Raw genomic sequence first — 14367 nt, 5'->3', positions numbered from 1 at the left:
CAATGCACTCGGCTTTGAAGGCGACTTCGAAACCAGATCCCGCCATTGATCGCGACTGGTGGCGGGGCGCGGTGATCTACCAGATCTATCCGCGCAGCTATCAGGACTCCAACGGCGACGGCATCGGTGACCTCAAGGGCATCATCGGCAGGCTGCCCTACATTGCGGCCCTTGGCGCGGATGCCATCTGGATCTCGCCTTTCTTCAAATCGCCAATGAAGGATTTCGGCTACGACGTCTCGGATTATTGTGACGTCGACCCGATGTTCGGCACGCTGGCCGACTTCGACGCGCTGACGGCGGAGGCGCACCGGCTGGGTCTCAAGGTGATGATCGACGAGGTGCTGTCGCATACCGCCGATATCCATCCCTGGTTCATGGAAAGTCGCTCGAGCCGCACCAATCCGAAGGCCGACTGGTATGTCTGGGCCGACGCAAGGCCCGACGGCACGCCGCCCAATAACTGGCTGTCGATCTTCGGCGGCTCGGCGTGGCAATGGGACACCAGCCGCCAGCAATATTACCTGCACAATTTCCTGGCCGAGCAGCCCGACCTGAACTTCCATAGCCGCCAAGTCCAGGACGCGCTGCTCGACGTCACCCGTTTCTGGCTGGAGCGCGGCGTCGACGGCTTCCGTCTCGATACCATCAATTTCTACTTCCACAGCCAGGGGCTGGAAAACAATCCGCCGCTGCCGCCGGAAGACCGCAACGACCAGACCGCGCCGGCGGTCAACCCCTACAACTACCAGGATCATATCTACGACAAGAGCCGGCCGGAGAACCTCGCTTTCCTCGAGCGCTTCAGGGCGCTGCTCGACGAGTATCCGGCGACCGCCGCGGTCGGCGAAGTCGGCGATTCGCAGCGCGGGCTGGACGTGGTCGCCGCCTACACCGCCGGCGGCAAGCGCGTGCATATGTGCTATTCCTTCGACTTCCTGGCGCCGGAAAAGATCAGCGCCGCCAAGGTGCGCTCGGTGCTGGAAGCCTTTGGCAGGGTCGCCAGCGACGGCTGGTCGTGCTGGGCGTTTTCCAACCATGACGTGATGCGCCCGGCCTCGCGCTGGGCCGCCGACGAAGCCGACCCGTCCGCCTATCTTAAGGTCATCTCGGCATTGCTGATGTCGCTGCGCGGCTCGGTCTGCATCTACCAGGGCGAAGAACTCGGGCTCGGCGAGGCCGACCTGCGCTTCGAGGATCTGCAGGACCCCTACGGCATCCGCTTCTGGCCGGAATTCAAGGGCCGCGACGGCTGCCGCACGCCCATGGTGTGGGATGGCGGCGCCAGGAATGGCGGCTTCTCCCCGGCAAAACCCTGGCTGCCGGTGCCGGCCAAGCATCTGTCACAGGCGGTCAACGTGCAGCAAGGCGACGAGACCTCCCTGCTTGAGCATTACCGGCGCTTTCTCGCCTTCCGCCGCGCCCATCCGGCGCTGGCAAAGGGCGACATCACCTTCATCGAAAGCGAGGGCGACACCGTCGCCTTCACCCGCCGGGCGGGCAATGAGGAGGTCGTCTGCGTTTTCAATCTGGGCGCCAGGCCGACGAAGGTTGACCTCGGCAACCGAACCCTGCAACCTTTGGTGGGACACGGGTTTTCCGGGCAGGCGAGCACCGGTTCGGTCGAACTCGGCGGTTACGACGCCTGGTTCGGACGCATAGGCTGAAACATCCGAGGAATCACTGGAGGAAATCAATGGCCGATGTCAATTTGAGACAAGTGAAGAAGTCCTACGGCAATCTCAACATTCTCCACGGCATCGACCTCGACATCAAATCGGGCGAATTCATCGTCTTCGTCGGCCCGTCGGGCTGCGGCAAGTCCACCTTGCTGCGCTCGATCGCCGGGCTTGAGGAAATCACCTCGGGTGAACTCAGGATCGACGGTCAGGTGGTCAACGACGTGCCGCCGTCGAAGCGCGGCATCGCCATGGTGTTCCAGTCCTATGCGCTCTATCCGCACATGACCGTCTACGACAACATGGCCTTCTCGATGAAGATCGGCAAGGAAAGCAAGGCCGAGATTGACAAGCGGGTACGGCAGGCGGCCGAGATCCTGCAGTTGACTAAATATCTCGACCGCCTGCCCAAGGCGATGTCAGGCGGCCAGCGCCAGCGTGTCGCCATCGGCCGAGCCATCGTGCGCAATCCGAAAGTGTTCCTGTTCGACGAACCGCTGTCGAACCTTGACGCGGCGCTGCGCGTCGCCACGCGCATCGAGATCGCCAAGCTCAAGGAATCGATGCCCAACACGACTATGATCTATGTCACGCACGACCAGGTCGAGGCGATGACGCTGGCCGACCGCATCGTCGTGCTGAAGGATGGCCACATCGAGCAGGTCGGCACGCCGATGGAGCTCTACAAGAACCCCGGCAACCTCTTCGTCGCCCAGTTCATCGGCTCACCGGCCATGAATATCCTGCCGGCGACGGTCGACAAGACGGGCAATCCGACCATCGTCAGTCATGTCGGCGGCCGCAAGGCGACGGTACCGATCGCGACGCCTGCTTCGGCAAAGGGAGCGGCGGTCAGCTTCGGCGTGCGGCCGGAAGATCTCGCGATCGCCAGTGGTAGCGATTATCTGTTCGAGGGGACGGTCGATTATCTCGAGCAGCTCGGTGAGGTTCAGCTGGTCTATATCGACATCGGCCGTGCCGACCTGCCGCTGGTGACCAAGTTGCCGGGCAATGTCGAGGTCAAGCGCGGCTCGACGCTGCGGCTGACCGCCAATGCCGGAGATCTTCATATCTTCGATGCGAATGGACGGTCGTTCGCCCTGCAGGAAGCGGAAGCAAAAGCCGCCTGAGACTACAAGCTGTCTCGACAACGCAAAAAGAGAGCGGCGGGCAAGCCCGCCGCTCTCTTTTGTATATTACCACGGCTGGTTAGTTGTTGCCGAAGAGGTTGCGGTCTGCGCCCTGAGGGGCGGACTTCTGTACGTCGCCCGACGAATTGAGCAGCTTGTAGACGGGCGATTCGCTCTTGCGGATCGAGCCCGTATGCGAGGTGTCGACGTTGACGGTCGCCAGCTTGTTGATGTCGGTGCCGCCAACGTTGTCGTTGCCGGCATAGGCGCTGCCAGCGGCAATCAGAAGAGCGGCGGCGGTAAGAACAATCTTTTTCATTTCGGTACTCCGATTTTTTCGAATTCAAGGGGCGGGCTGAGCGCGCCGTCCTTGCTTGAAGAGATGTTAGTTGTTGCCGAACAGGTTGCGATCGGCGCCGTGCTGGACGGGCTCCTGGCTGGCAGGAGCCGACTTGTCGACCGACGCGGTGTACGAGTTGTCCACCGCGGCGGCAGGCTGGTTGGCACCGTTGGAGCCATAGTTGTCGCTGGCAAAAGCGCTGCCGGAAATGGCCAGAACGGCGGCGGCGGCAATAAGGATCTTGTTCATTTTAGACACTCCTGAATTTCTTGAATTCTACCGGATCGGCGGGCAAGCCCGCCGTCCGTGGGGACAGGCCGTTAGCGGCCGAAGAGGTTGCGATCGCTGCCCTGAGCAGGCGTTTGAGCACCCGGCTCCGACGTCTTGGTGGAGGTGGAAGCGGTGTACGAGCTGTCCACCGCGGCAGCAGGCTGGTTGGCGCCGTTCGAACCGTAATTGTCGCTACCAGCGAAGGCGCTGCCGGAAACAGCCAGAAGGGCGGCGGCAGTGAGAATGATCTTTTTCATTTTGGTACTCCAGTATTTTTCCGTCCATCTAGCGGCGTGTCTTGGGATTAAATCGCGTCGTTCGGACAGCCCCGATGTGGGAGAGCACCCTTGCCGTTTCCAATCACGAAGTTGTTCAGCGTGGACCATGACTCCACCACTTGAAATTGTACCAGCGCTTTCCGCATCTCTTATTTTCTCTTGTGATATCAGCTGGTTACCTTGAAACAGCATCCTGATCACCAACTGTGTCGGAGGCTCGGCGTTCACAGCATCTTGCACGCACCGTCAACAGAAACGAACCGTTCGGTTCGATTTTAGACTCCTCTAATAGTCACTTTTTGAAACTGTTAACCTATTTGCTGCCGGCAAAGGGGTCGAAGACGGTGCCGGCGCGGCTTGGCGGCAGAAGGCGATTCCAACGGCTACAAGCCTGTCATGACGATCCAGCATGCGTGTCGCGCCGCATGGATGCGATGTCGCTTTCGTGCCGATGTCGCAAAGCCTGTCGTGATTAGATCAGGCATCTCAGGTGCCGCTGCGTGACGACGGAGCGGAGAATTGGGAAGCCGGTCAGATTCCGGCGCTGCCCCCGCAACGGTGGTGGAGTTCAAGTCGCAACGGGAGACCACTGGGCTAAAGCCTGGGAAGGTGTCGCGATGGTCCGCAAGGACAACTCCAGAGCCCGGAAACCAGCCCGAGATCGCTAGAACTCGACTGATCGCGGTGGGCGGTCAAGAGGCGGATGGTGTTTGTCCGGCTTTTCGCCGATCTGCGCCCAGTCCTTCCTCAATCACCACCAGTTCAGTCCTTGAAACTGAGGACAGGACATGGACGCGCGCAACGACATGCTGAGGCTCTTGAGCAGCCGCAGACAAGACTTTTCGCTGGAACAGCCTTTTTACACCGACCCGGACTACTTCAAGCTGGACATGGAGTTGATCTGGTATCGCGACTGGCTGTTCATCGGCCATGATTGCGAATTGCCCAAGCCGGGCAGCTTCATCACCGTGCAGATCGGCGATTATCCGGTCGTGCTGGTGCGCGATCAGCAGGGCAAGATCAACGCCTTCCACAATTCCTGCCGCCATCGCGGCAGCCGCGTCTGCAATTCCGACAAGGGCACGGCCGCCAAGCTGGTCTGTCCCTATCACCAATGGACCTACGAGCTCGACGGCCGGCTGCTGTTCGCCCGCCAGATGGCCGATGGGTTCGACAAGAGCCAGTTCGGGCTGAAGCCGGTCGCCTGCGAAAGCGTCGCCGGCTATGTCTTCATCTGCCTGGCCAAGGAGCCAGCCGACTTCGCGCCGATGCGGGTGATGATCGAGCCCTACCTTTTGCCGCACCGGCTGTGTGAGGCAAAAGTCGCCTTCGAGAGCACCATCATCGAGAAGGGCAACTGGAAGCTGGTCTGGGAAAACAACCGCGAATGCTATCATTGCGCCGGCAATCATCCCGAACTCTGCAAGACCTTCCCGGAAGCACCGACGGTGACCGGCGTGCAAGGCGCCGACAGCGATCCGGAGATGCTGGCGCACTGGGCGAAATGCGAAGCGGCCGGCCTGCCGAGCAAGTTCCGCATCGATCCGGCCGGCCAGTATCGCGCGACCCGCGCACCGCTGCTGCGCGATGCCGTCAGCTATACGATGACGGGAAAGCGCGCGGTCGAGAGGAACCTTTCCGACAGCGTTTCAACCAACCGCATCGGTTCGTTGCTGCTTTACCACTATCCGACGACCTGGAACCACATCCTGGGCGACCACGCCGTCACCTTCCGGGTGCTGCCGATCAGCGCCACGGAAACGGCGGTGACGACCAAATGGCTGGTGCATAAGGATGCGGTCGAGGGCGTCGATTACGATCTCGCAGAACTCACCCATGTCTGGACCGAGACCAACGACCAGGATCGCCGCATCGTCGAGGAAAACGCCTTCGGCATCCTGTCGCCGGCCTACGAGCCAGGCCCCTATTCGGAGCTGCATGAGGGCGGCGTGATCCAGTTCGTCGAGTGGTACGCGTCCTTCATCGGGCCACGGCTTGCCGAAGGCGGCCGGCCGGCCCTGCGCAGCGTTGCCTAGGCATATCGCTAAAGACGGCGGTTTTGGGCATGCGCAGAACAAAAGGGACAAGAGGATGAATGCGATGACGGACCTCGGCCTCTATCGCCATCTCGACCAGATGGCGCCCTGGAACGACAGGCTGCAGGTGCTGGAAGTGACCGGCGTCACCGACGAGGCGCCCGACGTGAAGACCTTCACCTTCCGCTCCGACAACCAGACCTGGTTCCGCTACAAGCCGGGCCAGTTCGTGGCGCTGGAATTGCCGACACCGGACGGGCCGCTGATGCGCACCTATACGCTGTCATCGTCACCGTCGCGGCCATTCTCGATCGCGGTGACGGTGAAGGCGCAGGTGGGCAGCATTGGCACACGCTGGATGTTCGATCACCTGGCACCCGGCTCGCACGTCAAGGCCTATGGACCAGGCGGCGACTTTTCACTGCACAGCCATCCGGCGGCGAAATATCTGTTCATCTCGGCCGGTTCCGGCGTGACGCCGATGATGTCGATGCTGCGCTGGCTGAACGACTGCGCGCCATGGACCGATGTCGGCTTCGTCAACTGCGCGCGGCGCCCGGAAGAGATCATCTTCCGCAAGGAGCTGGAGCTGCTCGGCGGCCACATGCCGGGCCTGTCGCTCGGCTTCATGATCGAGGAACGGTCGAGCCGCGAGGGCTGGTATGGCCATATGGGCCGCATCGACGCTATCCGGCTGCCACTGCTGGCGCCCGATTTCCGCGAACGCGAAATCTTCTGCTGCGGCCCCGATCCCTTCATGCGCGCCGTGCGCGGCATGCTCGAAGCCGCCGGCTTCGACATGGCAAAGTACCATCAGGAGAGCTTTGCCGCGCCGACCGTTGAGGAAATCCCGGCGCCATTCGCGGCGCCGGCGCAGGACGGTGTGGCTGTCCCCGTCGAAGCCGCAACGCCGATCCGCTTCGCGCTTTCGGACGTCGACGCCGACTGTGTCGCCGGCCAGACCGTGCTGCAGACGGCGCGTGCTTCGGGCGTGCGGATACCGGCGGCCTGCGAATTCGGCCTGTGCGGAACTTGCAAGGTGAAGAAAGTCTCCGGCAGCGTCGAGATGAGCCACAATGGCGGCATCCTCGATCACGAGATCGATGATGGCTTCATCCTGGCCTGCTGTTCAAAGCCACTGTCGGCACTGGAAATCGAGGCTTGATCCGCCCTATGACGGTTCGCAGCAAAGCGACGAGGACGACCAGGGATCTGGCGGCGAGCGGCGGCGGCCGAATTCAGCGGCGTCGGCGTGCTGGTGCCGTCGCCTGCGGACCGCATCGCGCTCGCCATCGCGCATGGCGGGCTCGACGCCCACACGCACAGCGATTGGCTGGTCGATTGCGCTGTAGCCATTCGCGCCGGCGATGTCGACTGGGACGTGTTCCTCGACGTTGTCGCCAGGCGTGGCCTTGCCGTGGCCGCGGCGGTGGCGCTCTCCTACCTCGCGCTCGATATTGGCGCGGCGGTGCCGGACAGGGTGCTGGCGCGCGTGCTTGACATGGCCGACCTCACCGGCCTTTCGCGCTGGTCGGCGGTGCTGCAGGCCAAGCCGCGAACCGATTTCGGCAGGCTGGCCTGGCTGTCGCGCGGCTTTGCCAAGCAGTTGCGGCTGAGACGCAAGAGCGGCCGGCTGCGGCAGGAGCCGCCCGCCAGGGCATGGCGCGGCAAAGCATGGCGCGGCGGACCGACCCGCCGCGAGCCGCCAGAGGGACCGTCGCCCCTGGTCTTCTTGCAGACCGTACCTTGCCCGCCGACGGTGGGAGAGATGATGCTGGACATCACGGTCAGGATCAGCGTTCCGCCGGTCCGGCGCCGCATCGGCGCGCCTGCAGCCGGTTCCCGCGTTCGCGGCCCTGATCCCGGCAAGCATCCAGGCCGATAGCGACGCGCCGTGCAATCTGTAGCGGTCAAATGGCGTTCAACCGCCAGGTTAGAACGCCCTTAACTGCTGGCTGCTAGAAACTCACCGATACTGGTTGTTCCGGTGATGAAAGCCATTTGCATGAATGCCCCGCTCGTTGCTCAGGGCAAGCCGGCGAGCTTGAAATCCAGCAAGGCTGTATTTCGACTTGTCGGGCCGGTTGTCGCAACGCTGTTGATCACCATTTATGCGGTCGTCGTCTCGCTCATCGTGGTGCCGAGCAATGTCGACGTGTCCTGGCTGCTGACGGTTGGCGACCGTGTCCTCAACGGCGAACGCCTTTACGTCGATATCGCCGAGGGCAATCCACCTTTTTCAACCTGGCTCTATCTGCCTTTCCTCGCCATGGAACGCCTGACCGGGCTGTCGGCGGAATTTTGGGTGAGTGTGGGCGTGGCGGCACTCGCGGCTGCTTCCGTCTGCTTTTCGGCTCGCATTCTTGCACGGACCGACGAGGTTCTGAAGCGGTGCGTCTGGATCATTCCGGCGGCGGTGTTTGTCGTGCTGTTCCTGTTTCCGCCGGATTTCGGCCAGCGCGAGCAGATTGCCGTGATCGCCTTGCTGCCGTGGCTGGCATTGCTTTCGGCACGTGATCGAACGGCGGATTTTCGTGCCGGCAGCATCGCCGAGCGGATGGTTGCCGGTGTCGGCGCCGGTATCTTCGTGATGATCAAACCACCCTACAGCGTGCTGGCTCTGGCGCTGCCGGCCCTTGTGATTGCGCTACAGCGACGCTCGCTGCGTCCGCTTTTTACGACCGAGAGTGTGGTCGGTGGTATTCTGACCGTTGGCTATCTGATCGCACTCGCTGTTTTCATGCAGCCTTTCTTCGCCGAGGTGCTGCCCTTGTTGCGTCAAGTCTATTTGCCGATGCGGATGCCGGTCATGGACATGTTGATGCTATGGCCTATCCCTATGTTCGCGGCCATGGCAGGGGCCACACTGGTGATGGCTTATCCCGGTCGGCCCCATCGCGATGCGCAAATACTGCTTTTGGCTGGAGCGGCCTATGTCCCTGCCTTCGTCATCATGGGCAAGGGGTGGACGTATCAGGCGCTGCCGTTCCTGACAGTCGGCGTCCTGGCATTGATGCTGCAGTCTATCAGGTTGAAACCATTGCGAAGCCTGCCCCTGCCGGCCATGTTTGGGGCCGCGCTTGGGCTGTTTTCGATCGTGAAATTGGTCGTGGCGCAACAAGGTCTGGCATTCACTCAGCCACGCGGCGGTCTCGACGCCGCGGCGGTCGCCGTCAGCCGCGTAATCGACCATCCAACCTTCATGTCGATCGGCTCGCGGCTGCAGGCCGGCAATCCGCTCGCCCGGATGACTGGCGCCCGTGTCGTGGCACGCAACCCCTCCGCCTGGATGGTCAGTGATGCCGAGATCCTCATCGGGTTGGCGCAGGACCCTGCCCAACGGCTGGATCTGGAGACCTTGCGCCAGCAATATACCGCGGCGATCGCCGGCGAACTTGCCGCGAAACGGCCCGACATTGTGGTCGACGACGGGACGGCGGAGCCGCGTGCGCCAATACCTTTGAGGGACAATATCGCAATCGCCAAGAGCCTGGCGGATTACCGCCCGCTGCTTCAGAACGGGTCGGTGACCCTGCTCATCCGCGCCGACGTCAAAGCTCGCCAATAGGTATCGCAACCAAGCGTCCTACGTCGGCATGTCGATGCCTGGCGTGCCGCCAACCGTGGGCCCGCGCTCGCCGGCTATTATGTCGGCAAGCATCCATGCCGACAGGAACAGCGGTACCAGCACGCCGATGCCAAGCCCGGCATTGTTCACCAGATGCGCGATAGCCGGGTATAGCCAGATCAGTGCCAGAAAAATCCTCGGCATGGCGTTGCGCGTCGAGAACAGATAGGCGACGGCAACGGCTAGGCCGATCGTATCGTAGCTGTAGCCGTAAGGCGTCGCCAGCGTTGCCAGCACGGCGGTGAGCACGACCCGTTCGCGATGCTCGACCCGCCGCCATGGCAACCAGGTCCAGATCGCCGTTGCGATCGCCGCGACCGTCGCAATGGCTTGCAGCGCATAGGCCGCAGTCAGTCCCAGACCGGACGCACGAGCCAGGAAGAACATGGTCGCCGCATTCGACTGATAGGGCTGCGGGTAGGGAGCCTCGAGAATCGCCGTCATCAGGGGACGGGTCTCGGTCCAGAACAGCGTCCAGACCTCGGAGCCAAGCAGCAGGCCGGTCAGGACGAACAGGGCCGACGACGACAGCGCGGCGGCAACAATGGCGCGCCAGTTGCCAATCGCCAGCAAGCAGAACGGCACCAGTATGCCGAGATGCGGTTTTACCGTCAGCAGGCCGAAGAGCAGCCCTGCCAGGACCGGCCGCTTCGGCACCGCCGCCAATCCGCCGATGAGCAAGGCCGTCGTCAGGGCGCCGTTCTGGCCGAAGGCCGCGTCGATCAGTACGGCCGGACAAAAGAGGATGGCTGCTTCGGCAGCCTTGCCCAGTTGCAGCGGCCGGAGGGCCAGCCAGAGACAAAAGACCGTGCCCAAGGTCCACACGAGATAGGCGGGAAATATCGGCAGCAGCGCGAGCGGCGCGCCGAAAATCAGGATGCTGGGCGGGTAGCTCCACTCCTGGTTGGGAAGGTCTGGCGAAAACATCCGCCGCAGGGTTGCGCGATAGCTGTCCATATCGAACAGGAACGCGACATGCCCGTCGAGCGCCATGCGTCCGCCCGCCCACAGGTTTGTGAAGTCCCAATAGGGCATTCCGTGGCTGACCACGGACAAGCCGCGCTCGTCGGATGTCCACAATCCCAGGTGATAACGCAGCCCGATCAGAATCCCGGTGCACAGCACAAGTGCCGCGAAACGGATATCGGATCGAAAGGGGGCAGTCTGGTTGACTGGTGCCATTGCGCTGTTTTCCAAGACCTGGCAGTCTTGATAGGGGACGCGCGTTAAGATCGGCTTATTTGGAGGCCTCATCGGGCTTCGTCACCCGCCGCAGCGTCAGATTGATCCTGCCGCCGTTTTTGAGCAGCGCCGAGGTCGAAGGGTAGATGCGGTCGACGCCATGGAAGGCAAGGCGACCCTCGCCGCCAAGCACGACGACATCGCCGCTTTTCAGCCTGAACGATTTGGTAGCGCCATCGCGCGTTGTCTGGCCGACCCTGAACAGGCAATCGTCACCCAGAGAGACAGAGACGACGGGCGCCGAGAAATCGGCCTCGTCGCGATCCTGATGCAGGCCCATCTTCGCATCAGGCGTGTAGAAATTGACCAGGCAGGCCTCTGGCGGATTCGGATAACCCGACACCTGCCGCCACAGGTCGAGCAGGCTGTCGGGGATGGGCGGCCAAGGCTCTCTGGTCAGTGGATGCGTCGGCTGGTAGCGATAGCCGCGTTCCTTGTCGGTGACCCAGCCGAGCGGACCGCAATTGGTCATGCGCACGCTCATCTCCTTGCCGGTCCGCGGCATGGCCGGCACGAACAGCGGCGCTTGCTGGACGATGCTCCTCACCTCCTCGACCAGCGCCTCCTGGACGGCGCGGGACAGCTGGGCCGGCATGTGGCGTACGCCCTTGGGCAGAACGAGCATGGATTTGGCTCATGTGAATGGTTCGGAGCCCAGCATGCCACCAGCGGACGAAAACGGCGACCCGAAAGCCGTCGTGGTTTTTGCCAGATGCCGCGCGCCGAATTCGTCTTTCCATTCGCCAATGGCGGTTGACGAATAAGACGAAGCGCCGCTGGTAATGCAACGCCGCGCGGCCTTTCGGACGCACGGCGCACTGATTTCTGCCCTGTGGCTCAGCCAAGCTCGGGAATACGCAGGACCTGGCCCGGATAGATCTTGTCGGGATGGGTCAGCATCGGCTTGTTGGCCTCGAAGATGACCGTGTTCTTGGCGCCCTGGTCCTTGCCATAGCTCTTTTCGGCGATCTTCCAGAGATTATCGCCCTTCTGGACGGTGTAGAAGGTCGGCTCCTTGGCAGGGGCCGCCGTGCCGGAAGCCGGCGCGACCTGCAACTCGTCAGCCTGCACCTTGGAGACGCCCAATGTGTTGCCGACGGCAATGACCGCCTTTTCGAAGATCGACTGGTCCTTGACCACACCCTTCAGCACCGCCGTATCGCCCTGGACGGCGACCTGCACGCCATCGGTACCGAGCTTGTGTGAATCGAGCTCTTTCTTGAGCGTGTCGGCGGTGGGTGCGGCTTCTTCGTCGCCGCCGATGCCGAGCTTCTTGCCGACGTTCTTGACGAAATCGAACATACCCATCTCTAGGTCTCCCTTGCTGTGGCAATGGGGAAACCTCGCATCTGCGATGCGAAATGGGAAGCCGTTTTGTACACGCGCCTGGTGTGGTGCTTAATCGTTCTCCACCCGGCCGCGCAGCTTCTTGATCGTGCCGCGTCCCGCCTTGCTCTTCAGCCGTCGCTCAACCGCGCCTTTCGACGGCCGTGTCTTCTTGCGCGGCGGCGGCGGTGGTTCGGCGGCCTTGGCGACCAGTGCCGTGAGCCTCGCCCGCGCATCGGCGCGGTTCTGTTCTTGGGTTCGGAAGCGCCCGGCTTCGATGACGATGACACCGTCCTTGGTGGCGCGCTGGCCGGCAAGTTTTATGGTCCGCTCGCGCACGCGCTCGGACAGGCCCTCCGCGTTCTGCGCGTCGAAGCGAAGCTGCACCGCCGTCGCCACCTTGTTGACGTTCTGGCCGCCGGGACCGGACGAGCGGATGAAATCCTCGTGCAGGTCGCCCGGGTGGATCACGGCTTCGCCCGATATGATGATGTCGTCGTCGATCGGCATGCCGCAGTCATGGCGCGGCGGACCGAAAAAGAAAAGGCCCGATCGAAAGCCCAGCCCCTAACTCAAATATGATGATCCTGATCACGATACCCAGGCGGCTTCGCCAAGATGGCGACGGACCCATTTCGTCTCTTCCGACGCCGTGCGCCCGAAATGCCGTTTGAAGTCGCGGCTGAATTGAGACGGGCTCGCGTAGCCCACCGAAGCCGCGACCTCTGCGATCGTCTTGTTCTGGCTTGCAATCATCAATCGTGCTTCGTGGAGCCGTATCGCTTTCACGTACTGCATTGGACTGTTGCCGGTCAGGCTCTTGAAATGGACGTGGTAGGAAGGAACGCTCATGCCCACGTCTTTTGCCAGATCGCCGATCGAAATTTCAGAACTGTAGTTTTGTCGCAACCAGGCCAGGCTCTGGATGATCCTTCCGGACGTGCCTTTCTGCTGCAGTGCCGCGATCATTGCACCGCCCTGCGGGCCGACCAGCACCCGGTAATGCAGTTCGCGCAGAATGCCGTCACCAAGGACGAGAGCTTCAACGGGGCTGCGAAGCGCCACAAGAAGGCGCAGCAGGACATCCTCCATTTCGGGGGCCATCCTGCTTGAAACGAGACCTCGCGGTCTGCCGCTCGCCGGTCCGGCATGCATCTGCGCTTGCATGTGGAGCTCGGCTGCCATCTGCATATCGAACTCAACATAGACCGCAAGCAATGGTCGCTCCGGACTGGCCGTCGATTTCATGCGGAATGGAACGGGCACCGAAACCGCCAGATAGTGTTCCTCGTCGTAGAGGTAGATTTCCCTTTCGAGGATGCCTTGCTTGCTCCCCTGTAATACGAACACCGCGCCTGGCTTATAGAGGACCGGGACGTCGTGAAGCACGGCTTCCGTCCTGAGTATGCGGACGCGGTTGAACGCGGTCGGATTATAGCCGTGACGAGGGGCGAGAGCTCCGGCCAACTCGACCAGCTCGTCTCGTCTGGATCGTTCGTGTTTGGCGGCAATAGGATTTGGCAACAAATTCAGGGAATCCGCAATCGAAACGCTGGGTTGCTCATAATATTTGTCAATCCATCACCAATCAAGGAAAGCTTGCGGGTCATGTCACAGAAAACCTTCTTTATCACCGGCGCGAATTCCGGCTTCGGGTTGGCCATAGCTTCTGCCGCTATCCGGATCGGCCATACGGTGGTTGGCGCCGTTCGCTCGGAGACATCACGCGCAGCGCTCGCCGACGTTCTCCCCGCAGTTCGACCGGTACTGTGCGACGTAACGGAATTCGACATCATACCCGACGTCGTCAGGCAGGCGGAGAACGAACATGGACCGATTGACGTGCTGATCAACAATGCCGGCTACGGCCACGAGGGAGTGCTTGAAGAGTCGCCGATCGAAGAGATGCGGCGTCAGTTCGACGTGAATGTCTTCGGCGCTGTCGCCGTCGCCAAGGCTTTCCTCCCCCGGTTTCGCGAGCGACGTCGTGGATTCATCGTCAATGTCACGTCGATGGGCGGCATGATTACCATGCCGGGCATCGCTTACTATTGCGGCAGCAAGTTTGCGCTCCAAGGCATATCGGAAGTGATGCGTTCGGAAATGGCCCCGTTCGGCGTCCGCGTGACCGCGGTCTGCCCCGGCTCCTTCCGGACGGACTGGGCTGGGCGATCAATGGTCCGCACAGAGAGATCAATCACCGACTATGACGCACTTTTTGATCCGATACGGGAGGCGCGACAGGTAAAGAGCGGCAAGCAGCTCGGTGACCCCGACAAACTGGCAGCCGCCGTTTTAGGCCTGGTCGAATCCAGTGACCCGCCGCCGCAGCTTCTGCTTGGCAGCGATGCCCTCAAGCTCGTGTCGGACAAAATCGAGCGTCTCCAGCAGGAAATCGAGGTGTGGAAATCCGTCACCGTCTCGACCGACGGCTGACG

15 protein-coding genes and 1 riboswitch are annotated in these 14367 nt (G+C 62.0%); of the genes, 7 read left to right on the top strand and 8 right to left on the bottom strand.

Translation table 11 applies throughout. The annotated features are described in order from the left end of the window. The first annotated feature begins 2 nt into the window (after window positions 1-2). Complete coding sequence (locus FJ960_RS20265) at window positions 3-1667, top strand: alpha-glucosidase (RefSeq protein ID WP_140716320.1); 1665 nt, start codon at window positions 3-5, stop codon at window positions 1665-1667. Window positions 1668-1696: 29 nt separating this feature from the next. Beyond that, a complete protein-coding gene (gene ugpC / locus FJ960_RS20260) occupies window positions 1697-2809 on the top strand; it encodes a sn-glycerol-3-phosphate ABC transporter ATP-binding protein UgpC (protein ID WP_140716318.1) in 1113 nt (370 codons plus the stop codon). Between the two features lie 79 nt (window positions 2810-2888). Here the strand turns inward: ugpC and FJ960_RS20255 are convergent, their stop codons facing one another. The 3 genes from FJ960_RS20255 to FJ960_RS20245 all read right to left on the bottom strand — a co-directional run bounded on the left by FJ960_RS20255 (window position 2889) and on the right by FJ960_RS20245 (window position 3676). Beyond that, window positions 2889-3128 (bottom strand): DUF680 domain-containing protein, encoded by a 240-nt coding sequence (locus FJ960_RS20255; RefSeq protein ID WP_140506815.1) that lies wholly within the window; start codon window positions 3126-3128, stop codon window positions 2889-2891. 66 nt (window positions 3129-3194) lie between these two features. Then, on the bottom strand, window positions 3195-3398 hold the full coding sequence (locus FJ960_RS20250; protein WP_140716316.1) for a DUF680 domain-containing protein: 204 nt from the start codon (window positions 3396-3398) through the stop codon (window positions 3195-3197). 71 nt (window positions 3399-3469) lie between these two features. Beyond that, entirely contained in the window at window positions 3470-3676 is a 207-nt protein-coding gene (locus FJ960_RS20245) for a DUF680 domain-containing protein (RefSeq protein ID WP_140506819.1), read from the bottom strand. A 492-nt stretch (window positions 3677-4168) separates the two neighbouring features. Beyond that, window positions 4169-4371: riboswitch (cobalamin riboswitch) on the top strand. A 114-nt stretch (window positions 4372-4485) separates the two neighbouring features. Between FJ960_RS20245 and FJ960_RS20240 the strand changes: the two genes are divergently transcribed. From FJ960_RS20240 to FJ960_RS20225, 4 genes are all read left to right on the top strand, one after another. Then, window positions 4486-5733, top strand: coding sequence for an aromatic ring-hydroxylating dioxygenase subunit alpha (locus FJ960_RS20240; protein ID WP_140716314.1), 1248 nt, complete (start codon window positions 4486-4488; stop codon window positions 5731-5733). Window positions 5734-5797: 64 nt separating this feature from the next. After that, a complete protein-coding gene (locus FJ960_RS20235) occupies window positions 5798-6898 on the top strand; it encodes a hybrid-cluster NAD(P)-dependent oxidoreductase (RefSeq protein ID WP_140716312.1) in 1101 nt (366 codons plus the stop codon). Window positions 6899-6991: 93 nt separating this feature from the next. Beyond that, entirely contained in the window at window positions 6992-7618 is a 627-nt protein-coding gene (locus FJ960_RS20230; RefSeq protein ID WP_246672883.1) for a hypothetical protein, read from the top strand. Between the two features lie 120 nt (window positions 7619-7738). Continuing rightward, entirely contained in the window at window positions 7739-9301 is a 1563-nt protein-coding gene (locus FJ960_RS20225) for a hypothetical protein (protein ID WP_140716310.1), read from the top strand. Window positions 9302-9319: 18 nt separating this feature from the next. Here FJ960_RS20225 and FJ960_RS20220 read toward each other — a convergent pair whose 3' ends face one another. The 5 genes from FJ960_RS20220 to FJ960_RS20200 form a co-directional block, all read right to left on the bottom strand. Further along, window positions 9320-10543 carry a glycosyltransferase family 87 protein gene (locus FJ960_RS20220; protein ID WP_181174276.1) on the bottom strand — a complete coding sequence of 408 codons (1224 nt, stop codon included), beginning with the start codon at window positions 10541-10543 and terminating at the stop codon, window positions 9320-9322. Between the two features lie 55 nt (window positions 10544-10598). Continuing rightward, a complete protein-coding gene (locus FJ960_RS20215) occupies window positions 10599-11228 on the bottom strand; it encodes an alpha-ketoglutarate-dependent dioxygenase AlkB (protein WP_140506829.1) in 630 nt (209 codons plus the stop codon). Window positions 11229-11440: 212 nt separating this feature from the next. Next, entirely contained in the window at window positions 11441-11911 is a 471-nt protein-coding gene (gene lysM, locus FJ960_RS20210; RefSeq protein ID WP_140716306.1) for a peptidoglycan-binding protein LysM, read from the bottom strand. A gap of 90 nt (window positions 11912-12001) precedes the next feature. Then, window positions 12002-12439 carry an alternative ribosome rescue aminoacyl-tRNA hydrolase ArfB gene (gene arfB, locus FJ960_RS20205; RefSeq protein WP_140506833.1) on the bottom strand — a complete coding sequence of 146 codons (438 nt, stop codon included), beginning with the start codon at window positions 12437-12439 and terminating at the stop codon, window positions 12002-12004. Window positions 12440-12520: 81 nt separating this feature from the next. After that, window positions 12521-13456, bottom strand: a complete 936-nt coding sequence (locus FJ960_RS20200) for an AraC family transcriptional regulator (protein ID WP_140716304.1) — start codon at window positions 13454-13456, stop codon at window positions 12521-12523. Between the two features lie 81 nt (window positions 13457-13537). On the opposite strand from FJ960_RS20200, the gene FJ960_RS20195 reads away from it, so the two are divergent. Then, window positions 13538-14365 (top strand): oxidoreductase, encoded by an 828-nt coding sequence (locus FJ960_RS20195; RefSeq protein WP_140716302.1) that lies wholly within the window; start codon window positions 13538-13540, stop codon window positions 14363-14365. The last annotated feature ends 2 nt before the right edge of the window (window positions 14366-14367 follow it).

It is taken from the genome of Mesorhizobium sp. B2-3-11 (assembly GCF_006442215.1).
GTDB lineage: Bacteria > Pseudomonadota > Alphaproteobacteria > Rhizobiales > Rhizobiaceae > Mesorhizobium > Mesorhizobium salmacidum.
This window is presented reverse-complemented; position numbering and strand designations above follow the sequence as displayed.